Genomic DNA, 22,423 nt, shown 5'->3' on the forward strand with positions numbered 1-22,423 from the left:
TTTGTCTGAACATGACAGCAGCGTCCGACTCATTTGCGGATCTTCGCCATTTCATCACAAAGGGGTATTCGTTTCTAGTCCGACAGGATGACTAAAGGGTTGGCCGTATATTCCTTCCTATCGTATTTCAAGGCCCAGCCTCTTCAAATAAACGCTAATGCGCTGTGTAAGTTCGTCTAAATCCGAACGCTGTTTCTCGGACAGTTGCTCTTCATTTACGGTGCCATCACTGGTTACGGTCAATCCTTCAATGCGCTTCATTTCCTCGTAGACAGCTTGGAAATCGGCATAGTCTTCCGCACTGAACATTTCTTTGGCCTGGGCAAACTGTTCTTTCCAAAACTGCTCTTCACCCATGATGATGTTATGTGACATCCTTATATCATGTGAACTAACTTGCTCTAGTTGAGTAAAATAAGGTTCTAACTTCACGGCCAATGCTTCGTACTGCTGTCTGACTCCTTTATCCCATTGCTCGGGATGCAGCTGTCCATCCGGACCGGCTTGAGCAAGTGCAATTTTCCCCCACTGCTGGAGCAGACTCATAAAGGCGGTGTAATCTTCATTGCTAAAATGAGCCTTGGCGCCCTGCAATTTGGCTTCAAGCCGGGCATACTCTTCTACCGTCACGCCCAACGCCGCAACCGATTGTTGACTGCCATAGATGCCATCTGCCAAATAGGTGTAACCTGCATAGGCACCGGTAGGGATTAACAAGGCGATGCTAATGATGCCCGCAACCATCCATCTGCTGCTTCTTCTTTTGTTTATGGAACTGACTCTTTTTTCGATCTGCTTCATTAATCGTTCCTTGCTTTCCGTCGGCACGGTCCATTGACCTGTTTGATCCTTGAATGCTTCGCGTAATTCGTTCTCCAATTCCTTCATCCCCAATCCTCCACCTTTCTGCCTTCGATGAATTGTAAAATGCGCTTCTTCTGACGCAGCTTGCCCAATCCGGCATGGATGCGGGATTTCACCGTTCCAAGCGGAATATCCAGAATCGTTGCAATCTCTTCCTGCGTATACTCGCTCAAATAATGGAGAGTAATGACTTGCCGCTGTTTGTAAGGTAATCGCTGTACTTGTTCCAGCAACGGACGATGGGCCAGTTTGCTAACCAATTCGCCTGTAAAGTCTTGTTCCATCGCTGTGTCCGTTTTGTTCACCCGCTCGTTAAAGCGCAGACGAAGCAGTTTTTTTCGCCGATCGTTCTGAACGATACGCATGGCAATGCCCATCAGCCACGGGCGAAACGGACGCTGGACATCAAATTTCTCCAGGGAGCGATACGCCTGAATGTAAACTTCCTGCACCAAGTCCTCCGCATCGCTCGCATGCCTCACCAAAAAACGAACGGTGCGATACACGTCCTGCACTGTCTTTTCATAGATTTCCCCATATGCTTCGTGGTCCCCCGCACGCGACAGTTTAATCAAAGTTATGAATTGTTCATTGTCATCCATAAGTCTCTCCTCTCTGCAGCCTTTACTATATATTGTCGCGGGAAGCAGATATCGTTCGATTTATTTGAACAGATTAACGAAAAATGGAGCAGCTTGCCAACCGGCAAACTGCTCCATGACGTTCTAAGCTAACGTTTCCCGTTAGCTGAAGTCCTTAACCTTCGGATCTACCAAACAAACATTTTAGAATGGAATCCGCACATTCCTCTGAAGAATGTATGTGTGTGTTGACAGTACAGTCATACTGTATATCTTTTGCCATAATTTCGTTTTGCCAGTCTGATTGATCTTCGGTTCGATCTCCTCGTTCAATATTTCTCTGGCGACAAATTTCCAATGGACAAAACACTTCAACAATATGAAAGGGATAACCAGCAAATATTTCCTTAACTTTTTCATAATGAGGCTTTAACTCAGGTCTTTCTACCAAAATGCCATCGATAAGTACATTTTTGCCATGGTCAGAAAATAGTTTGGCGGTATGATACATCATAATAATGGCATCACTTAAATATTTCCAGTAATCTTCCCGAAGATAGTTATCGCCAATTGTATTTTCAAAAAGGTCGTTTGCAACAACGTAAAAGAACTCATCTGAGTTTAACTGGATAGCATCTACTATAGAAGTTTTTCCTGAACTAGTTACTCCGTTCAAAAATACAATTTTTCCTCTACTCATATCTTATCCCCAATTCATTGTTATAGGTAAATTTATAACAGTTCCAACGTAATAAGAATTGCTACCGTGGCTGCCGCAGAGCAATTTTCCTGTCAGAATAATCGATATAGTTCTACAGCCCACACTTTATTTTTCAGTAAATGAAAAGGAGTATTATTAAAAGTATGGGCCCCGAAAGTGTCATTATTATAGAAAACTTCTTGTTTTGTATAAATTGGACTAAATAAAACACAAAAGAACCTGCCATAAAAATAAAGAATAGCGGCCAGTATCCTATAGATGCTATACCTCCTAAAAGTATATATAGTAAGGAACATAGGAAAAACTTTGATTCTTTATTATATTTAACGAGAATGGCATATAAGGCGATCCCCAATATACAACTAACGTAGACGTATAATGTGATCATTCCAAGTTGAAATTTGATGTATTCACTATGAATGGGGACGGAAAGGAAATAAATCAGTATACCTACCAATAAAGAACTGCCAGCCCCCCTTAAGTATCTAACAAACAAAATTAGGCCCCCTTTCTTTAAATAACTATTTTTCCACCCTATCTGACCACCGGCTACTGTCGATTACCTTTCTTTTCAAGCGAACACTTCCCGATAGTTGAATCCTTTTCCCTTATATGTGAGGTTTATAATCTTGTTCTTACGACAATTTTGTCCATATCATATTTTAGAAGATTAACTAGACCTGCCACGGTTATAAGTTCAAAGTAACCTAAGAAATTGATTTGATCTTGATCAGAATAAAGCGTAATTTCATCATTGACGCTCTTGCTAGCAGAAACCATAAGCCCATAACAGAATAACTACTGTAGTACTCGAACATATATTGTTTGAATATTACTCACCTAACGGTTATATCTTAACACATTTTGGAAGCGACCCTCCCCGTATGTTGAACAAAAGCAGCCGATCACATTGGTCAGCTGCTTTCTTATCAGTATTGAGCTATCGTTTCCCGTTAGCTTAATCCCTGGTTAAGTATTACACTGAACCTTTGTAAAAGCGTTCTATATATTCGTCCTTTGTTAGCCCAAACAATATGGAATCATAGTATCTTCCATTAGTGTAAAACACTTGCCGACGAACCCCTTCTTGGATACATCCTACGTTCCTAAGCATTGCAGCCGATGCCTCGTTCCCTTCAAGAACGTAATCATTGAATTTATTAAGCCTTCGCTCGAAAAATGCATATTTTAATAGTATATGTACAGCCCGTGTACCGTAACCTTTTCCTCGATAATCTCTGTCGATTTGAATCCCGATGCTAAAGGTACCATTTCTTTCATCGATACTGTTTAAGTTAACTCCTCCAACATTTTCACCGTCCAAACTCTCAATTGTAAACATAAGTCGATTAGATGAAAACTCAGAAAAGTTCTCTGCAAAAGCTTTTGCTTCTGAAATCGTGGGTGGTAGCTCAACAGCGCATTCTAACAAGCGTCGTGCTGGTGTATCGAAACGGTTAATATAGTGACCTTCCCAATCTTCTGGCTGTATCGCACGCAGTCTTATAACCTCATCTTGCCAAAAATAATTATTGTAATCTATATTCCTCATTGGGATTCCCTCCAATAATTCAATAATTCCTCCATATTATAACTAATGAATCCATTCTGTTGATAGTAATTTTTGATTATAACTAACCCGCCCGTATGTTGAACAAAAGCAGCCGATCACATTGATCAGCTGCTTTCTTATCAGTATTGAGCTATCGTTTCCCGTTAGCTTAATGAAATAAAAAAGATAATCTTTCTATGTACCACTCGCCCTATCATATACAGCTACTCTCTCCACCAGAATAATTGGACTTGCGGTGAACCATCTTCCTCATGATGCTTTAATTCTGTCTCTACGGGGATGATTGATTTCTCTGTAACTATGGGTATAGGAAAGCCAATAAAATGAATACCCAATAATAAAACAAAGCTGATAACAAGAATTCCAAACAGGGTAAGGATAACACGTTTCAATGGATTCTCTCTCCCCAAAACAATAAGATTATCTTCCTTTTACGTGCTACTTTCAATTTCGGTATACAAACTATTAACTTCATTATTTTGAATCATCAACTTTCTCCCCTTCATACCAATTCAATATGTGTGCCATTCCATGAACCAAGATTTAAGCCACTGTGATTTAGTATCATTATCCCACACTGGAGCCATTCCTCCAAGGAAACAGCAATGGGGTCTGAACATTTATCGGGATATACGAAAATGAATCTTTCTACTGAGAGCTTAGTGTAAAGCTTCTTCCACTTAGAGCAGGGTAAGATTTGATGTCACGGGTCAATTAAACTTTACATCTTTAGTAGGGATATTGAGGCTGTCGGCTTCGATATTGCGGCTTCAGACATTATGAATGATTTCCAAAACACAACAAAAGCAGCCGATCATTGATCAGCTGCTTTCTTGATATTATTGAGCAATCGTTTCCCGTTAGTTTAATGCCGGTCTACATATTTTACTCTTGTTTTGAGGCATGGTAACTGAGTCCTTATCTACAAATATTATTTTGTAACTCCATTATGCTGCTTAATTTTTGAAAATCACGACCATATGCTTGCTCCCCATATATTCAACGGAAGTATTTAACTGCTCCGCCACAAAACGAACAGGAACGAACGCACTGCCGTTCTTCAGAAGTAAAGGAGCATCTTGCATCACCGTTTGCTGGTTTACTTTTACCTGCCTGTTCCCTACAACCCAACGAATCGTTTTACCATCCTTCTGAATCGTTACCTCTTTGGTGCTCTGCTTCCAATTCACGGCTGCCCCAAGCTTCTCGGAGATGAAACGGATCGGCACATAGGTACGTCCTGTCTGAATAAATGGCGCTGCGGTAATACGATAAGCACTTTCTCCAACATAAGCAGTCGTGCTGCCGATCACCAAGCGCTGTGTCTTACGCTGACCGCCAGGCAACTCATTTCCTGCCATTTCCACAAATAATTTATATGTTTTCGATCCCTTGCTTAAATCTAAATAGTTATTTTGCAGTGCAAGTGGTTCAATGAATGCACCCGTATCATAATACGGTAAAAAACCACGTTGTTGGAGCGGCTCTAAATCCCAGACCCGATTATTTTTCAAATAGAGGTAAGACAATCTTTGAAGATTTCTCAGCGGCTCCAAATCATAGATCTGGTTAGATGATAAATCCAGAGAAAGTAAGTTAGTTAATTTAGATAAAGGAGCAAGATCTTTGATGTTATTATTCGCAGCATCGAGTCTCCAAAGATTAACCAATCCTGCTAGCGGCTTTAGATCTGTGATCTTGTTAGAACTTATGGACAACGTATTCAGATTAACTAGTCCCGCTAGCGCTGAAAGATCATTGAATTGGTTCCTAGATACCGATAAATCTGTCAACTTCGTTAACTTCCTGAGGGGCTTAACATCCTCAATTTGATTGCCACTCAAATCCAAAGTCGTCACATTGACGGCATATTCCAAGCCCTGCAAACTCTTAATTCCTTTACCCGATAAATTAACGTCGGTCAGTGACTCTAAATCCTCTTTTGTCAGTGATTCATCGTCGTTTTTATTCAATAATGACTTAATCGCTTGTTCTAGGTTGATATCCTCAAAAGCCAAAGGCTGTTGGTTAAACGCCTCCATGTAAGCCTGTCTTGGTAAGCCAAAACATAGGACAAAAATAATTAATAATCCAGCAAGGTATTTCTTCATTCTGACCATTCCTCTCCAATCACTGTATAAACTAGCCATTGTTGCTTGAATTAAGACGCAGTTTGCAAAGAAAAGTTGTATTGAAGAGTAATGTAAGTATTCTGCTCGTTAGTTGAACAGCCCATCAAAGTTGATTCTTTCGGAGACCAATTGTCCTGCAACACCAAATAGGCCCTTACCATTTTTTAGTGAATACAATGTTTTAAAGTAGGAAATAATTGTTGGTATAGAAGGGCGGGGATAATATGTTTAAGAAAATATATTTAATAGCCTTTGCAGTGACTATTATTTCAGGAGTGTCATTAATTTCCAATTCAAAAGCAGACACCTATCCAGAAATGGAAACCGTAAATAAGACAGATAAAAATCCTGTTAACACGAATTTTTCAACAAATAATGTGAAATCCGAAGAATCAGTAAAAAACGTAGAATCCGTAGAATCAAAAATCGCAAAAGGGTATTATAGTCAATTCTATACACCTCATGGCATGTTCGTGCGAGCAGATGAACAAAGTATCTTCAAGGAATCAGAGATAGCAAGAACTATAGATGAAATCGGGCCTAATACGAATCAACTAATTTTTGAAGGCGAGTTTTTTTTAAAAGTAGATGAAGCAGAATTTTCTAAAAATTATCCCGATTCGTTGCTCTTAGGTAAAACCTTAAATGATGAAAACCCGACTGATACTGATGTTCCATCAAGTTCAATCTATATAGATTGATAAGCTCCATTTCAGTCACGTCCATATCTACTTTCGTACGTTAACCTGCCCTTTAGTTGAACAAAAGCAGCCGATCACATTGATCAGCTGCTTTCTTGATATTATTGAGCTATTGTTTCCCTTTATCTTATCCTCAGATGCGTTTGGTGTAGGCAATCAAATCCAATATTGAGGCATCCATACGCTGCTGGATTTCGTGATCTAATTGGAATTGAATGTCTTGGTTAGGAACTTCAATACGTTCGATCTGACTGTCGATGGCAAATACATTTTCCGCAAAAGATTTAGTTCCCATCGAGGCTAAAAGGGGCTTCAACGCATAGTCGATGGAAAGCAAGTTCGAAAGGGTACCTCCTACAAAATAGGCAGCTGCGATTTTATCTTTAAAGGCTTTTTGCGGTAATAAATCAACGTAAGCTTTAAGGATGCCTGTATAGGTTGTTTTATACACCGGGCTTGCAATAATGATTCCTGTCGCTTCTTCCACTTTGGCATGTGCGCTTAATATGGGCTTGCTGTTGAAATTGGCGTGCATCAAATCAGCTGGAGGCAAGGAGTACACATCGATGATCGTTACTTCGCAGCCTTGCTGCTCCAATTTCAGTTTGGCATATTGAATAACGCCGTTTACCCGAGATCTATTGTTGGGGCTTCCAGAAATGATCGCTATTTTACTCATTATTTGCTTCAGCTCCAGTAGTTGATCCTAGAGACGATGCGTAAGCTAATGTCATCCCATGCTGTGGCGGTAAGCCCATTAGTACTCTTCCGTATAGCTCAAGCCCGGTAGATGCCGTAGTCAGCGCATGATTAGAGCCGCCTCTAATGTCACGGAAGATTTGAGACAAGCGATTGGAATCGGCAATGACACTCCCTCCGCTCTCCGCCATTAGCATATCTACGGCTTCCCAGCATAACATCGCTGCATAGGTCATATCCGTCTGAAGCTGAGCCACTTCCTTTAGGCTGAATCCTTCTCCATTTTGCACATGACGCTCCAGATGATCAATGGCTCGACTGATATGAAGATGAGCGGATTCGACTTTCATGGCGGCAAGCCCTACTTTATACTGAATATGGCCCACTTCCGCCTGAGAATGATGGATGGTCATCGTTATTCCTCGATGAGGCGCTTTTTCAACAAAATACTCGACAGCCCCTCTGGCAAGTCCGAGAATCGCGCTGATCCCGGTCGTAATACTTGTAATAAGCTGTACATAAGGTTTGTATTTGTCACGCCCTTTTAATTCAACAGGCAAAGAACTCATTTGTTTCGTGTCCTGGCTGACGACATATTTCTCTGGAATAAAGACATTTTTGATTTCCAGACTATTACTTGCCGACCCTTTTAAACTCATCGTGTACCAGTCATCTACAATGGTAACTTCACTCATCGGAACGACAGCCAACATCATCCCCAAATTTTCGCTTTCCTGCATGGACTTTGCGTCATTCAGATTTAACAAAGCATGGGTTGCATGCTTGGAACCTGAACCGAATCCCCAAAAGCCCTCCTCTACCCAATAGCCCCCGTCTACTTTTTTCACTACAGCTTTGCGTGCTCCCAAGACGGAACAAAAACGTACTTCCTCTTGCTGACCAAAGAGAGCATCCAATGCTTCGGAAGATAAAGACAATGAAGCCGTATAGTTGTTGCCGTTAATGATTTGAACGACCCAGCCAACAGAGCCGTTCCCCTTGGCCACCTCGGAAATAATTTCAACCATGGCACGGATACTTACCTCATGACCTCCGTACTTTTTCGGTGTGCCAAGCTTAAACAAACCCGCATCCGAAACTTTCTGAATAACCTCTTCAGGAATATGTCTTTCTTCATCAATCATCGTTCCGAATTTTTGAAGATAGGGAACTAACGCTGTAGCGTTGTTTAGTAATTGACGTTCAAGTGTGGTGAGCTGATGGTCGCTGCTTAAGTTAGCCATTCGTATATCGCTCCTTGTTTTCGAATTATACAGGTGTATATTTAAAACGTGTTTGTAGAATAAATAATATGATGTATAATAGGCCTCATCAACCGATAAAAACGCCAATATGTCGAAAAACGATACACAGAGAGGAATCTGTCATGGTAAATAAAACAACGGAAGACCTTAGAGTCAGAAGAACCCATAAGCTCCTGTACAATGCTCTATTTGATCTCATGGGCAAACACTCATTTGAACATATAACGGTGAAGCAAATTTGTGATTTGGCGATGGTGCACCGGACTACGTTCTATACCCATTTTCAGGATAAATTTGATTTACTTTCACGTGCCGTGCAGCAAATTGCCGAGGAAGAATTCAAGAACTTTGCCGAGGTATCCCTTTCTCCGTTCGATAATTTTCGGGAATTGTTTTCCGTTGCAGCGAAACATAAAACATTATTTTCACAGCTTTTATTTGAGGAAAGAGATTCCTTAAGGAATTTGCTGCGGAGGGATATGGGGGCAGGTATGAAGAAATACTTGGTTGAACATCACTCCATTGAAGTAGATTCCATAGAAATACAAATTAAACTGGAGGCCTACATCGGAGCTGTTCTTGGTGTGTTAAATTGGTGGATGGAGAACAACATGTCTATTGATGAAGAGGAATTATATAAAAAGATGAATATCTTTTCAGAATGGACTTTCGCAGAATAGTCTCATTGCACCAAAAAACCGATCACGATGGGACCGACGGACAAGCCAGTCCCTAACGTTGAACGGAGAACCCTTCAAAACCACCATTAACGTGGGTTTGAAGGGTTCTTGTACTTCTTATTTCTCATCTAAATGGTAGATGACTTGCACGACACCGGAAGCAAACGTTCTTGTATCCACCGTTTTCAAGTTTATTCTCTGTTTCATATCCATAAATAGCGGTTTTCCTTCTCCTAATATGACAGGGTGAATGGATAATCTAAATTCGTCAACTAACCCTAAATGAATAAACGTAGTCATCAGATTGGCTCCGCCATATAACCAAATATCTTTACCCGGTTTATTCTTTAATTTAATGACTTCTTCAACCATATTATTATTAATGTAGGTGGCTTTAGGACCTGTCTCGTTTTTAGTTCTGGAAAATACATATTTCTCTTTCGCATGAACCAGATCCCAAAACTCTTTCTCAGCATCGGTAGATTCGTTTTCTGGAGTAAATTGTCCCCATAAATCATAGCTTTTTCTTCCGTAGAAAATCGTATCAATTTGACTCAGAAAGTGATTAAACTCCATATCAGGATCCATGATGCACCAATCCACTTCCCCATTTTTCCCTTCAATGAAACCATCTAACGTAACGGCTAGATCTAAAATAACTCTTCGGTTCATCCCTTGCATCTCCTTTCATTCATCTACCTTCAGTATAGATCTGAATTACGACAAATCACGTCGTAGTTAAGAAGAGAAGTTTCTTTTCAATTTGGTTAGCAGAGCTATAAATTCATTCGTTGAATTAGGCTGACCGCTTCGCTTCACCAGATTGGTTCTGCCTCTCCGTTAGCCGGTACTTTCTACATTCTGGCTCTGTTAAGACAAAGTAATCTAAGCAAAAATAAATATATTTAATATCTTTGTATAAGTTTACTTTACTTTTATAAAAATTGAGTTTATAATCGATCCATGAGGTGATGGTCGTGAAGAAAGATTTTGGTGATTCGATATCAAACAAGGTTTACGAATATCGTGTACTTGCCAGAATGTCTCAACAAGAATTAGCAGAGAAAGTCGGGGTTTCCAAACAAACCATCTTCGTCATGGAAAAGGGAAATTATGTTCCGACTCTGCTGTTAGCTTTTCGAATTGCCGATTTTTTTAATGTCGATGTAAACGATATTTTTACTTATGTGAAAGGAAATGATCAAAATGATAACTAAGTTCTTCTCAGATGTCCATAATGCTATTTTTTCCCCTTTAAAGTCCTGGGCTGAACAGTCTACGGCAAATTGGAACATTCTCATTGGAGTTGGTTTTTTACTGGTTATGGGGAGTGCAATCTTAGTGTATGTATTGTATAAGAAGACCGGGCAAGACGACGAACGGACCAATAAAATCTTTTTGAAAAGCAGTTCCTACATGCTGTTGGCCATTATTCTATGTGACATCATTTTTCCTAAAGACGATATGTGGACCATCTTCTTCTTGTTCAAATATACGCTGGCATTTCTAGCCGGTGGAATTTACATGGCCGTCCAATATAAAAGGGATTTTTCATAAGGAAAGATCGAGAAGCGAGATTGGGGTGCAGTAGGGCTCGTTATTACTGGTTGTACTCATGTTTTACCTAATGGGCATGGATTTACGAATGAATTTGCTCGATACAACGATGAATTGTTCCAAGTTTACACTAAAGCAGCTGATCACTATGATCGGCTGCTCTCTTGGTTATATTGAGTTTACGTTTCCCGTTAGTTCAATGTCGTGGCGCATAAATACGGTCAGTATCCGTATCAATTACAACATCTGGCCTGACATCTATTTCGTCTGAAGAAGGTAGACGCTCAAATTGAAACATCCTACAAAAAATATCTGCAAATTCACTTATGTTTGTACAACGGGTTTTGGCTACTTCATATTTCTTTCTTAATTCCGAAATTGAACATGTTTTGCCGATGATAAGTACACTTTCAAAATAACCATCAATTTCAACGATCAAGTTCATCACCGCCAGTTGCTATCCAGCCTGTAAGCTCAAAAGTATTGATACATAAAGATTAATAACGGCACCTTTTAGTTAAACTAAAATTTCCCGATAGTTGAATCTAGAATCTTTAGATTTTCACTTCTTCCATAACTCGACTCAATTTCTTTAGACAATACTTTTGTTTGTTCCCCTAGATATTTCAAGGCGTTAGTCAAAACTGTTGTATCGTCGCCTAGCCGAGCCATAACGGTTACACTTACAACATTTCGAACATCAACATCATTACTTAAAGCCATTTGTTCAATAAACCCAAAAATTATAACAAGTAAATTTTCCTCACTTTTGGTTAATTTATAGTTAATTTGGAGTCGGTTGATTAAATATGGATTCAGTATATTGCCAAATGCAACGTGAGGCGGAATCTCCCCCTCTTCTTTCCATAGTTCATTTAGCTCTTTTATATATAGAGTATTTAATACCGGCAATAGCCTACGCATTTCGTGAACAACGTTTTTATAATTCAACGTCATCTCTTTCCTCCTTTAGCAAGGTTAATCCCTCTTAACTCTTCGACTTATTTGTTAAACTAACCTGCCCGTTAGTCGAACAAAAGCAGCCGACCATGTTGAGATCGGCTACCTAAATGTTTATATCGAGCTATCGTTTCCCGTTAATTTAATCACTTGGCAGGCTTCTCAGCATCAATAATCAATGAGACAAAGCCTAATTTACCATTAATATTTCTATGATCAAAACGTTTGGAACGGAAAATTAAACCTTTGTTTTTGTCCCATTCCTTGTAACGAAATTTACCTTCTTCATCACAATATTCGAGTAAACGCACATTAAATCCGCATACACATTCTGGATATAAATGGATCTAACTCACTTCGGGATGGAACGATGTGATCTCTATCTTAATGAAATAGTTTTTGAAAAGAAAGAGATCACAAAAACTCCTTGTTCAAACAGAGTGCTTCCGAGCGAATTACGTCAACCATCACCTTAGAAAAGCTTTCAAGCTCCAACTGTGAAATTGCAGAATCATTGTGCTAACCTCCCGTTATGCTCCTGCGAAAGAGAGCAGAAGTTGATATGGTCGACAAATTAGAGGAAGAATTCAATAGCATGGAAGAAACCATAAGTGGCGATGTTTACATAGGCTGTGGAGAAACCGACGCCATGAAACAGATTGCACAGGTAGCAAAAAATGTACAGTTAAGATATCCAAATATACGGTATCACCTCTACAGCGGAAACGAAGACGATGTGACTGAAAGGCTTGACAAAGGATTGATTGACTTTGGCATATTAATTCAACCCGCTGATTTATCAAAATACAATTATATCAATATCCCCGCCAAAGATGTTTGAGGCGTTATCATGAGGAAAGACAGTCCGCTGGCTTTCAAAGATACGATTCAAGCCGTGGATTTATTGAATGTTCCCCTAATCTGTTCACGTCAGGCTTTGAAACAGACGTTTTCCAAAAATGAATTTTCGGATTGGTTTGGTGAATATTTTGATAAACTCAACAGCGTGACTACATTCAATCTTGCTTATAATGCTGCTATGATGGTTGAAGAAGGCCTTGGTTATGCCTTATCCCTTGATAAAATAGTGAATTACATCTAGCGATAGTAACCTTTGTTTTAGACCGCTAGAACCCAGACTTGAGTCTGGGTTAAATATCGTATGGAAAAAGTATCAGGTTTTTTCGGCCGCTGCTGAACAGTTTTTAAATGAAATTCAGGAGAGATTTTCAAATCCTTAAACACGATCCGTCCCCAAATTCATTACGTTAATACACCATTAAAACATCATGAGTAACCCCCGTCGCAGGATACCGGCTAGCGGATCGAATGCAGAACGGGGGTTAGCATATTTATTGTCTTACATAAGCAGAACGGCACATTTATTGCACGGCTGTAACCGTGATATTATCCACATTCGGCCCTTCCGTGCCGGTTGTTACCACTGTAATCGTATTGGTTCCCGCGTTCATGGGAACCTGAATGGTTTTTTCACTCCAAGTCGACCAGCTGCCAGTTGCCGGGAAAGGTTCGTTGCTGATGACTTTGGTCCCGTTGACATAAATGTCGAGATTACGCGTTCCGCTTTCCAGCGCATAGCGAAACTTTACGTTTTTGGTACCTGTTATCACGTTATTGATGGCATTCCATTGAATGGCCGATCCCGTCAATGCGTTGAAGTTCACGTATCCAGACCCTGTGTATCCAGGATAGAGGGTCTCAATGACAGCATCGGTAAGTGTGGTGCCCGTCTCTGCCTCGTATGTGGTTCCACTACCCGGGTTCACGCCGCCGCCGGTGAGATCGGCTACGAACGTGGTTACGCTTTGGGCTGGCAGTTGTGCCGTAAAGGCTCCACCGGACACCGTAATCGGTGCTCCGCTTGCCAGGTTTCGACTGCTGTCCGTAACCCATGAGGATACCGTAGAGGCGTTCCCGTTCTGCAGAACGAATTTTTGGCTTGCAGCCGAGGTACCACGATTAATCGCCACAATGACCACCTTGTTGTCTCCTTTATAGGCCGAAACGAAAGTATTGGTATCCGGATTTTTGGTTGCATCTACTCTGTAGTAGCCTGGCCGTACAAATTTCGAGAAATGGGCCATATTATATCCACGTTTGCTAATGGTCCCGTTCTCATTCATCGGACCGTATTGTCTCCGAATGTACCACCATACATAAGCCTGGAAATCCCCTTCAACCATGGCGTTATGCATATGGTAAGATACGTCCAGTGCCTCAGGCCAGCGGTCCGACGAGTTGTTGTCACTGTTCGGGTAATACACCTCGGTCATCCACAGTTCTTTGCCTGCTCCTTTTTGCTTAAAGAGCGGGTATGCAAAATCTTTGAACTGAGTTCCATAGGTATGTGCTCCCAGAATGTCCATGTTGGCGAGTGCCTGAGGATCATTCAGGATCGGGTCAGACATGTTTTTCAAATACTGGAACGATTCAGGTGCCATGACCTTGGTATTTTGAATGGAACCGGCATTCTCCTTCATGAAACGAAGCATCTCCTGCGGTGTCCACCAGGTCCAGTCATGGGCATAATCCGGCTCATTTTGTACCGAGATGGCATACAGGTCTACGCCATTATTTTTCATATAAGTGACAAAGTCGTTCAGATGCTGCGCGTACGCGGCATATTTGTCGTATTTCAATCGTTTGGCGTTCGGATCCCCATTGTGATTAAAGGTTTCGACCATGTCGCTTGGCGGATTCCAAGGTGAAGCGAATACGAGGGCGCCTTGCTCTATCGCTCTTTTCGCGGTAGCAACCTCTCTGTACCAGTTATTTCTATTTTCGTCGACATAGATTCTTAAAATGGAAAACCCAAGCTGATTTTGTCCGTTACCAAAGGCGGTTTCACGCTGAGCTGCCGTCAAGTCGCCGATCCAGGCCGGATGGTTAATTCCCCCAAAACCCTTGATGAGCTGTTTTTCGGAGGATAAATTAATGTTGGCATCACTGGCTGCTGACACGTGGGTCGGAGTTAACATTAGGGGCAGAGCCGTCAAACAGGCTAACAGAATATGGACGGATCTTTTTAAGTTCAATTTCAACATGTTCACCTTCCTCAAATGGATATACATACGAAAGCGCATTCAATACTATAAACTTGTTCAGTGCCCAATAGAATTGTACGTACCACACCCTCTCGAATTGCAAAAGAATTTGACTTATATTTGTAAATATTACTATATTATTCTCCGCTCCAAAACCTGACAAATTATAGTTCATTCATTTTTTGATCTCAAGCATGTCGGATTTCAATGACAATAAAAAAGATGACCCCTAATGAACATAGGAGTCATCTGCCGATTACGAAGCAAGCTCAAGTTAATATTCCAAAAATGTATACAACAAGGAGGTTCGTTCAGATGTGAATCGAATTGGTCCCTTTTTCATCGGAGGCCGTTGGGTTGTTCGTTTCCTTGTAAACAAAGTAATCAAAATCAGCGTGTTTCCGGGTCCCGCCAAGATCCTGCACACAAAGACCGATATAGGTTCCCGTGAACCGGATGTATTCCGGGGATTCATCACACAGATGTGTGATATCCGTCCACCCGCCTGCCGGAACCCATGACGGATCATCGTCTAACGCATAGTAAAAGCAGGCACGATCATGATCGACCACGGTTTTTAAGCGAATCCGATGCCCCGATTTCAGTGGAATGTCCTCCTCCAAAACTTCATCATATACCCCGTATTTGGACTGAATGATGCCAAGGCACAACCCCTTGTCTTCATGATGCGTTACCCGTAGGTAGACGTAATCCTGAGTATCGTAATACAGAATAAGTCCTGCCATTTGCTGTGGATGGTCCGGCGCGAATTCCAGGCACGTCTCGGCTTCGCACTCAAAAGCCTGCAACCTGCGGGCAAGCATGCTTTGTCTGTGCGTTGAACTCATCGATTCCATCCCATGCAAGCGTAAATAACCTGGACGTTCCGTCAGACTAAGCCATGTTGCATCCGGCGGGATGCGAAGTGTATTCCAATCGTGGCGAAGCTCGGCCTGATCAAAATGGTCCATCTCCCCTGGCGGTTCAAACGGGTGCGGCTTGATCATCGGTGCTGTCACCTGAAGCTCCGGATACCGATCCCCGCTTGCAAGCCTTAGCCATCCGTCATCACTCCAAGTACAACGCTGCAGAGCCGTCTCACGACCAAGGATGCAGTGTTTCTCCTGAACAGGTCTTCCCACTAGGTGCGCCATGTACCATTCGCCCGTGTGCGTCTCGACGAGACTGCCGTGACCGGCCTTTTGCAGCGGTAAATCCGTCCTGCCGTGTGAAGTGAGAATCGGATTAGCCGGATCAACCTCATAAGGACCTTGTAACGAACGAGAGCGGGCAACCGTAACGGCATGCTCGTATCCAGTTCCGCCTTCAGCTGTGATCAAATAATAGTATTCGTTGTGTTTATACAGATGAGGCGCTTCCGTCAGTCCCAGTTCCGTTCCCTTAAAAATGTTAACCGCGGGTCCGACCAGCTTTTGTTCCTGAACCGAATATTCCTGCAGGACGATGCCTGCAAACCGGTTTTTGCCTTTGCGGTGATCCCAGATCATATTGACCAGCCACTTGCGTCCATCTTCGTCATGAAACAAGGAAGGATCAAAGCCACTGCTGTTCAAATATACCGGATCGGACCAAGGGCCCTCAATCTCCGTTGCTGTTACAAGATAATTATGAGTATCTTTAAAAGCGCCTATCCGGCTCTTCACATCGGTGTATATCAGATAAAACACGCCATTATCGTAGCTGAGACAAGGGGCCCATACGCCTCCCGAATTAATATTTCCCTCCATGTTCAACTGAGCCATGCGAGTCAACGGAGCAGCCATCGCGCGCCAATGAACCAGATCCCTGGAGTGGTGGATGCGTACACCTGGGAACCACTCGAAGGTAGACGTAGCGATATAATAATCTTCCCCAGCCCGGCATATGGAGGGATCAGGATGAAAACCGGGGAGAACGGGATTGGTAATCCTATTTTTGATCGTATTCATTAAAGAAACCTCCGGTAAGTAAATGGTAACTGTACAAAACAGGTAAGAACATGATGCCAGAGTTGCTTGGTTTCAGTGCCACCCCAGCGCTTTTTTGCCAGCCTCCAGAGCCGTTATGATCCGTTCGACATCGTACACATTGCCTCTCCACGTACCACCGCTGACGGATTGCAGTGCTGCCCACAATCGTGTATCCTCCGGCAGCGCTTCATCTGGCCGCATATCCGGATGAAAAGGCCGCTGTGCCAGGATGAGTGCTCCTTCTTCGGGGGAAACCTCCATGCCTTCTTCTCCGACAAAATTAATGCTTCCATCCAGGGTGCTTCGATCCACCACAATGTCAATCAAGTCACCGTTCCGCAGTTTACCGATCGGCCCGCCGGCCAGCGCTTCGGGACCAACATGCCCAATACACGCACCGGTGGACACACCGGAGAACCGGGCATCGGTAATGAGTGACACGTATTTTCCAAAGGACAGATGCTTGAGCGCAGACGTAAGCTGATAGGTCTCCTCCATCCCGGTCCCGGAGGGCCCGCGTCCAAGCAGAACGATGATGTCCCCTGCCCGAATTCCGCCTGTTTTGATCGCCCGGATCGCTTCACGCTCCGTTGTAAACACCTTTGCTGTACCCCGATGACGATATACCCCGTGCTCATCCAGTACATCCGGGTCGATGGAGGTAGATTTGATAACCGAGCCTTCGGGGGCAATATTGCCGGTCGGGAATGTCACGGTGGAGGAAATCCCGAGACGCTGCGAGTGTTCTGCATTCATGATGACGCTGTCCGGATCAATGCCGTCCTTCTCCTTCAATTGTTTCCGCATGACATGGCGGCGTTCTGACGATTCCCACCAATCCAGCACTTGCCCCAAAGATGTGCCGCTTACTGTCGGAACAGACTCATCAAGTAAACCAAGCTGCCTGAGGTGAAGCATGACCTCGGGGACACCTCCGGCCTGGAAAACACGAATAGTCGGGTAAAAGATGGGGCCGTTCGGCAGAGCGCTCACCAGTCTCGGAACATTCTTGTTGACCTGAATCCAGTCCTGAACGCCGGGCAGCGTTAAACCAGCCGCATGAGCGATCGCCGGGATGTGAAGAAGCAGATTGGTAGATCCGCCGAACGCGGCATGTACAATCATTGCATTGCGAATCGATGCATCTGTGACAATGTCCGCCATCTTCATCCCTTGGGTCTCCATATGGATGAGTGCACGCGAGGATTGCCGTGCCATCTCGATCCAGATCGGCTGCCCTGAAGGGGCCAGAGCGGCATGAGGCACCGTCATGCCCATGGCCTCGGCTACCACCTGGGCTGTTGCCGCTGTCCCCAGGAACTGACAGCCGCCGCCCGGTGTAGCGCAAGCCCGGCATCCCAATTCCGATGCCATTTCCAGCGAAAGCTCACCATTGGCGTACCTTGCGCCGATGGTTTGAATTTTACCCGCGTCTTCTCCGTTCGTAGGCGGAAGGGTAACGCCGCCGGGAACGATCACTCCTGGCAGCTGCGGCATACCTGCCAGCGCGAGCATCATGGCGGGCAGTCCCTTATCACAAGTTGCAACGCCGAGCACGCCTTTTCGCGTGGGCAGGGATCGAATCAATCTGCGGAATACGATAGCGGCATCGTTCCGGTAAGGCAGCGAGTCGAACATGCCGGTTGTTCCTTGCGACCTGCCGTCGCAAGGATCGCTGACATAGCCGGCAAACGGGATTCCGCCGCGGCTGGACAGTTCTTCTGCCGCCGCCTTCATCAGCAGACCAACCTCCCAGTGCCCCGTATGATAACCGAGAGCAGCGGGACTGCCATCCTCGTTTCGAATACCGCCTTGCGTACTCAGGATCAGAAACTGTTTTCCGTTTAATTCTCCAGGCTTCCAGCCCATTCCAACATTCTGGGACATGCCGAACAAGTCGCCGCTTGGAGCATTTCGCAGCAAATCGTCGGTCAAAGGCAGACGTCCTGCAGCCCCTGGAGCATGAGCTGTAATCCCGAAGAAGTCGGACTCCTTCTCCCCCATAATCGACATGATCTGTTCGTACATGATACCCTCCCCGCAGTTTATGACTTCACGAAGACGGTTTTGATGGCGGTGAAAAATTCGACAGCCGCTTGTCCCTGCTCTCTGGAATGCGAACTGGACATTTTCATCCCGCCAAACGGAGCCTGCAGCTCTACACCGGCCGTTTCCGCATTGATTCTTACAAGTCCGGCATCCATATCCCGGATGAACGAAAGCATAGCCCCGACATTTTGTGTGTAGATCGAAGCACTTAAACCATAATCACTGTCATTTGCCGACGCTACAGCCTCTTCAAGGGAATCCACCGGAATCAAGGCCAGTACCGGGCCGAATATTTCTTCCCGGGCAATGGACATATGTGATTTGACACCTTCAAACACGGTCGGCTCGACATAGAATCCTTCTGCAAGCTCAGGACTGTCCGGTCTTTTTCCCCCAGCGAGCAGTACTGCACCTTCATCCTGTCCTTTTTGAATATAGCTCAGTACGGTGTTGAGCTGTCCTTCGCTTGCACATGGCCCCATCCAGCTGCCGGCAGACATGCCGTCGCCCAACCGGATTTCTTGTATCTGCGACAGAAGCTTTTCTTTGAAAGCATCATAAACTTTGCGTTCAATAATAACGCGGCTGGTGGCCGTGCATTTTTGACCCGTTGATTTCAGGCCGCCGCTGATCGTTCCCTCTACAGCGAGATCCAGATCAGCGTCGGCTGCAATGATGATCGGGTTTTTGCCGCCCATTTCAAGCTGGTACTTGGCTCCACGAGCAAGGGCTGCAGCGCCGACCCGCTTTCCGACTTCATTGGAGCCTGTAAACGTTATGCCGTTCACATCCGGATGCTCGGCAAGTGCGGAACCGATTACCGAGCCTTTGCCGCACACGAGATTGAGAACCCCGGCCGGAATGCCGGCTTCCTCAAAACATTCCATTATTTTGGCTGCCGTAACCGCCGTTTCCTGGGCCGGCTTCAATACAACCGTGTTGCCATAGATCAAAGCAGGTGCCGTTTTCCAGATGGGAATAGCCACCGGGAAGTTCCATGGCGCAATTACGCCGACTACGCCAAGCGGTACACGGGTCGTGAACATTAATGCTTCGCTATCCGTCGACGGAATCACATCACCCGTTTTGCGCATGCCTTCCCCTGCGTAATACCTCAAGATGGCGACGCCGCGCATCGTCTCTCCTTTGGCTTCAGGAAATGTTTTCCCCATTTCTCTCGTCATGGCTTCCGCCACCTCGTCGGCCCGGCGTTCCAGCACGTTTGCTGCCTGAAAAAGATAATTGCCCCGTTCTGCGCCGGTTAATCTCCGCCAGGTCTTCGCAGCCGCTTTTGCCGCTGCCACAGCATCGTTCAGATCCTCTACGCCGGAGACAGGCACATGCCCTACGATTTCTTTTCGATTCGCCGGATTCATGCTGGGTTCCGTCTTTCCGGACGCTGCCTTCACCCATTCTCCGTTAATAAAATTGTTATAGGTCTGCTCTAACTGAAAAACGCTCATCGCCTTCATCCTCCTTAAGTCAACTAGTTTGAAATGACAGGATTAACGAGAGTCCCAATCCCGCTTATGGATATTTCAATACGGTCTCCGGATTCAAGCGTAAAATCATTGGGCGGTACAATATTGGTACCTGTCAGTAGAACCGTGCCGTCAAACAAATCGTTGTCTCTTGCTAAAAAGGAAACCAGTTCATCCAGCTTACGGTTTAATTCACTTGTACTGGCCTCACTCTTCACCACCGATTCCCCATCGCGGAATATTTCGCAGACGATGTTAAGGTCATAAGGATTCCGGACCGTTTCCGCCAGACGAATCGCCGGACCGATCGAGCAGGAACTGCGCCATATTTTGGCCTGCGGCAGATAGAGCGGGTTATCCCCTTCAATGTCCCGGCAGCTCATGTCATTGCCCACGATGTATCCCGCAATGGTGCCATCTGCGGCAAGCACCAGTCCGAGCTCTGGCTCCGGGATCTGCCAAGTGGAATCGCTGCGAAGGGTAACCGCTTCATTCGGTCCAACGGTGCGGGCTGCTGTGGATTTGAAGAAGATCTCGGGACGTTCTGCATCATATACCTTGTCGTAAAAGGTGTTCGCATCCAGCTTGCCATCCGTTGCTTCATAGTTTCGCGCTTCCCTGCTCCGCTGATAAGTTACACCCGCCGCCCATACTTCCGGAGCTTCCACGGGTGTGATCAGGTGCAGGGAAGTCCAGTCGCCGCTCAGCTCGTTCAGCGGTTTAAAAGCGCTTTCAATCAGTTGAACCGGAGAAATTCCCCGCTCCCTTGCTTGATAGATCAGCGTCATGAAATCTGCTTGCGGCAAACGATAGGCTTTTTCATCATCCGTAACTGCTGCCAGCCACTTCTGTTGTCCATCCAGAAATCGAATAATTCTCATTCATGCTTGCCCCCATTCTCCCCTTCGGGGTGATAACACTACCATAGCATCAGCTAAGATTCATGACGATGTGCTAATCACTCCGACGACTTACCCTTTTCACGCATTTTTTTTCTGTTAATATGAATTTATCAGTATTTGGAATACAGAGCATTAAGAGGAGGTTGCTGTGACCAAAATCCCGGAAGCCATGTATTTAGGCCGTCTACCCGATGTTCGCATGTCTTTTCAGTTACTGGGGCTGCATGCAAGAAAAGTAGATTCCAACTGGACGTATCCATCCCATGAGCATTCCATGTATGAAATCCACTGGATGTTGAACGGTCAGATGGACATGGTGGTTAACGGACAGTTGTACAGTCAGTCTGCTGGAGACCTTCTGTTCATCCGCCCCGGCATGACCCATTCCTGCACCGGTGCCGGACCGCAGGGCTTCTCTTACTTTTCCGTTCATTTCAGCGTACATGATATCTCCTTTTGCAGAGAGCTCAACCGGTCCAAGGATATTTATTATCCGGCAGATTCGAATTTAGCCCTGGGACTTTCCTCTTCACTGTGTACGCTGTATGATCTGGCCACGGAGCACTTATCCATCCCGCTGTCTTCCTCCAAACAAATGAAGGTGCATGCTGCCGTATTCGAATTGCTCGGCTCCCTGGTCGGCCAGTTATCTCAGAACGCATCCGTGACCTTATCCAGAAAAGAAGCCATCGCCCATCAAATCGCTGAGCACATTGAGGATTCCGTTAGATATATCCATCTTCATGGTGAAATCCGGGATAGCGAGCGAACCTGGATCCAGGACATTGCCAAGTCGCTGAACATTAGTCCGTCGCAGGTCAATCGAATTTTTCGGCAGGTATATGGCACAGCACCGCGCAAGTTTCTATCAGAAACCCTTCTGAACGAAGCCCAGCGGCTGTTAAAGCAAACCGACCTGAGCATTGACCACATTGCGATGATGTTAGGATATAAGACCAATGCGCATTTCAGCAGGCAGTTCAAGCGGTGGACAGGCATTGCGCCAAGCGAATTTCGCAGCCATTCCCAGCAGGCTCCAGCAGCCGACCATCCTGATCATTGAAGAATCCGCTCATTCCAACGGAGAGCTGTACGAAACACGTCTCCGTATAAGATACTCAGGCCCCCACGTAGGGCATTACAAAAATCACATCGAAATATGCACTGCGGATGTTCAAATGAAATAGCAGCTGCTGGCGTCCAGCAGCTGCTATTTCATTACG

The 22,423-nt window shown here is 44.6% G+C and carries 21 protein-coding genes and 2 pseudogenes; 6 read left to right on the forward strand and 17 right to left on the reverse strand.

Annotation, left to right across the window (positions count from 1 at the left end; genetic code table 11):
• Positions 1–117 precede the first annotated feature (117 nt).
• The 6 genes from SNR34_RS26225 to SNR34_RS26250 all read right to left on the reverse strand — a co-directional run bounded on the left by SNR34_RS26225 (position 118) and on the right by SNR34_RS26250 (position 5,850).
• Entirely contained in the window at positions 118–888 is a 771-nt protein-coding gene (locus SNR34_RS26225; RefSeq protein ID WP_486180532.1) for a DUF3600 domain-containing protein, read from the reverse strand.
• On the reverse strand, positions 885–1,466 hold the full coding sequence (locus tag SNR34_RS26230; protein ID WP_486180533.1) for a sigma-70 family RNA polymerase sigma factor: 582 nt from the start codon (positions 1,464–1,466) through the stop codon (positions 885–887). Before SNR34_RS26230 ends, SNR34_RS26225 begins: the two co-directional genes overlap by 4 nt.
• Before the next feature lie 154 nt (positions 1,467–1,620).
• Positions 1,621–2,145 (reverse strand): phosphotransferase-like protein, encoded by a 525-nt coding sequence (locus SNR34_RS26235; protein ID WP_486180534.1) that lies wholly within the window; start codon positions 2,143–2,145, stop codon positions 1,621–1,623.
• A gap of 997 nt (positions 2,146–3,142) precedes the next feature.
• A complete protein-coding gene (locus SNR34_RS26240; RefSeq protein WP_486180535.1) occupies positions 3,143–3,718 on the reverse strand; it encodes a GNAT family N-acetyltransferase in 576 nt (191 codons plus the stop codon).
• Between the two features lie 224 nt (positions 3,719–3,942).
• A complete protein-coding gene (locus SNR34_RS26245) occupies positions 3,943–4,131 on the reverse strand; it encodes a hypothetical protein (RefSeq protein ID WP_343262612.1) in 189 nt (62 codons plus the stop codon).
• Between the two features lie 564 nt (positions 4,132–4,695).
• Positions 4,696–5,850 (reverse strand): stalk domain-containing protein, encoded by a 1,155-nt coding sequence (locus SNR34_RS26250; protein WP_486180536.1) that lies wholly within the window; start codon positions 5,848–5,850, stop codon positions 4,696–4,698.
• A gap of 245 nt (positions 5,851–6,095) precedes the next feature.
• On the opposite strand from SNR34_RS26250, the gene SNR34_RS26255 reads away from it, so the two are divergent.
• Positions 6,096–6,572 (forward strand): hypothetical protein, encoded by a 477-nt coding sequence (locus SNR34_RS26255; protein ID WP_486180537.1) that lies wholly within the window; start codon positions 6,096–6,098, stop codon positions 6,570–6,572.
• A 133-nt stretch (positions 6,573–6,705) separates the two neighbouring features.
• Here the strand turns inward: SNR34_RS26255 and ssuE are convergent, their stop codons facing one another.
• Both ssuE and SNR34_RS26265 read right to left on the reverse strand, forming a co-directional pair.
• Positions 6,706–7,251, reverse strand: a complete 546-nt coding sequence (ssuE, locus tag SNR34_RS26260; protein WP_486180538.1) for an NADPH-dependent FMN reductase — start codon at positions 7,249–7,251, stop codon at positions 6,706–6,708.
• Complete coding sequence (locus tag SNR34_RS26265; protein WP_486180539.1) at positions 7,244–8,515, reverse strand: acyl-CoA dehydrogenase family protein; 1,272 nt, start codon at positions 8,513–8,515, stop codon at positions 7,244–7,246. Before SNR34_RS26265 ends, ssuE begins: the two co-directional genes overlap by 8 nt.
• 143 nt (positions 8,516–8,658) lie before the next feature.
• Between SNR34_RS26265 and SNR34_RS26270 the strand changes: the two genes are divergently transcribed.
• Positions 8,659–9,216: a TetR/AcrR family transcriptional regulator gene (locus SNR34_RS26270; protein WP_236414755.1), complete on the forward strand. Its 558-nt coding sequence runs from the start codon at positions 8,659–8,661 to the stop codon at positions 9,214–9,216.
• 117 nt (positions 9,217–9,333) lie between these two features.
• Here the strand turns inward: SNR34_RS26270 and SNR34_RS26275 are convergent, their stop codons facing one another.
• On the reverse strand, positions 9,334–9,888 hold the full coding sequence (locus tag SNR34_RS26275) for a dihydrofolate reductase family protein (RefSeq protein WP_486180540.1): 555 nt from the start codon (positions 9,886–9,888) through the stop codon (positions 9,334–9,336).
• 299 nt (positions 9,889–10,187) lie between these two features.
• On the opposite strand from SNR34_RS26275, the gene SNR34_RS26280 reads away from it, so the two are divergent.
• Positions 10,188–10,433, forward strand: coding sequence for a helix-turn-helix transcriptional regulator (locus SNR34_RS26280; RefSeq protein WP_236414757.1), 246 nt, complete (start codon positions 10,188–10,190; stop codon positions 10,431–10,433).
• Positions 10,423–10,773: a DUF2178 domain-containing protein gene (locus SNR34_RS26285; protein WP_339274568.1), complete on the forward strand. Its 351-nt coding sequence runs from the start codon at positions 10,423–10,425 to the stop codon at positions 10,771–10,773. The genes SNR34_RS26280 and SNR34_RS26285 overlap by 11 nt, the downstream gene beginning before the upstream one ends.
• A 196-nt stretch (positions 10,774–10,969) precedes the next feature.
• Here SNR34_RS26285 and SNR34_RS26290 read toward each other — a convergent pair whose 3' ends face one another.
• From SNR34_RS26290 to SNR34_RS26300, 3 genes and pseudogenes are all read right to left on the reverse strand, one after another.
• Positions 10,970–11,221 carry a hypothetical protein gene (locus tag SNR34_RS26290; protein ID WP_486180541.1) on the reverse strand — a complete coding sequence of 84 codons (252 nt, stop codon included), beginning with the start codon at positions 11,219–11,221 and terminating at the stop codon, positions 10,970–10,972.
• Between the two features lie 74 nt (positions 11,222–11,295).
• The gene (locus tag SNR34_RS26295) at positions 11,296–11,730 is read right to left on the reverse strand and encodes a DUF7674 family protein (RefSeq protein ID WP_486180542.1); all 435 of its coding nucleotides are present in this window, start codon (positions 11,728–11,730) and stop codon (positions 11,296–11,298) included.
• Positions 11,731–11,879: 149 nt separating this feature from the next.
• Positions 11,880–12,053, reverse strand: a pseudogene (locus tag SNR34_RS26300) (class I SAM-dependent methyltransferase); the annotation flags it as partial.
• Between the two features lie 212 nt (positions 12,054–12,265).
• On the opposite strand from SNR34_RS26300, the pseudogene SNR34_RS26305 reads away from it, so the two are divergent.
• Positions 12,266–12,974, forward strand: a pseudogene (locus tag SNR34_RS26305) (LysR family transcriptional regulator substrate-binding protein); the annotation flags it as partial.
• Positions 12,975–13,115: 141 nt separating this feature from the next.
• Here SNR34_RS26305 and xynC read toward each other — a convergent pair.
• From xynC to SNR34_RS26330, 5 genes are all read right to left on the reverse strand, one after another.
• The gene (gene xynC, locus SNR34_RS26310; protein WP_438286905.1) at positions 13,116–14,798 is read right to left on the reverse strand and encodes a glucuronoarabinoxylan endo-1,4-beta-xylanase XynC; all 1,683 of its coding nucleotides are present in this window, start codon (positions 14,796–14,798) and stop codon (positions 13,116–13,118) included.
• A gap of 311 nt (positions 14,799–15,109) precedes the next feature.
• Complete coding sequence (locus SNR34_RS26315) at positions 15,110–16,747, reverse strand: glycoside hydrolase family 43 protein (protein WP_486180543.1); 1,638 nt, start codon at positions 16,745–16,747, stop codon at positions 15,110–15,112.
• A gap of 72 nt (positions 16,748–16,819) precedes the next feature.
• Positions 16,820–18,796, reverse strand: a complete 1,977-nt coding sequence (locus tag SNR34_RS26320) for a YjhG/YagF family D-xylonate dehydratase (protein WP_486180544.1) — start codon at positions 18,794–18,796, stop codon at positions 16,820–16,822.
• A 17-nt stretch (positions 18,797–18,813) separates the two neighbouring features.
• The gene (gene gucD / locus SNR34_RS26325) at positions 18,814–20,280 is read right to left on the reverse strand and encodes an alpha-ketoglutaric semialdehyde dehydrogenase GucD (protein WP_486180545.1); all 1,467 of its coding nucleotides are present in this window, start codon (positions 20,278–20,280) and stop codon (positions 18,814–18,816) included.
• A 23-nt stretch (positions 20,281–20,303) separates the two neighbouring features.
• On the reverse strand, positions 20,304–21,179 hold the full coding sequence (locus tag SNR34_RS26330) for a fumarylacetoacetate hydrolase family protein (protein ID WP_486180546.1): 876 nt from the start codon (positions 21,177–21,179) through the stop codon (positions 20,304–20,306).
• A 169-nt stretch (positions 21,180–21,348) separates the two neighbouring features.
• Between SNR34_RS26330 and SNR34_RS26335 the strand changes: the two genes are divergently transcribed.
• A complete protein-coding gene (locus tag SNR34_RS26335; RefSeq protein WP_236414766.1) occupies positions 21,349–22,263 on the forward strand; it encodes an AraC family transcriptional regulator in 915 nt (304 codons plus the stop codon).
• Positions 22,264–22,423 lie beyond the last annotated feature (160 nt).

It is taken from the genome of Paenibacillus sp. XP01, assembly GCF_057364885.1.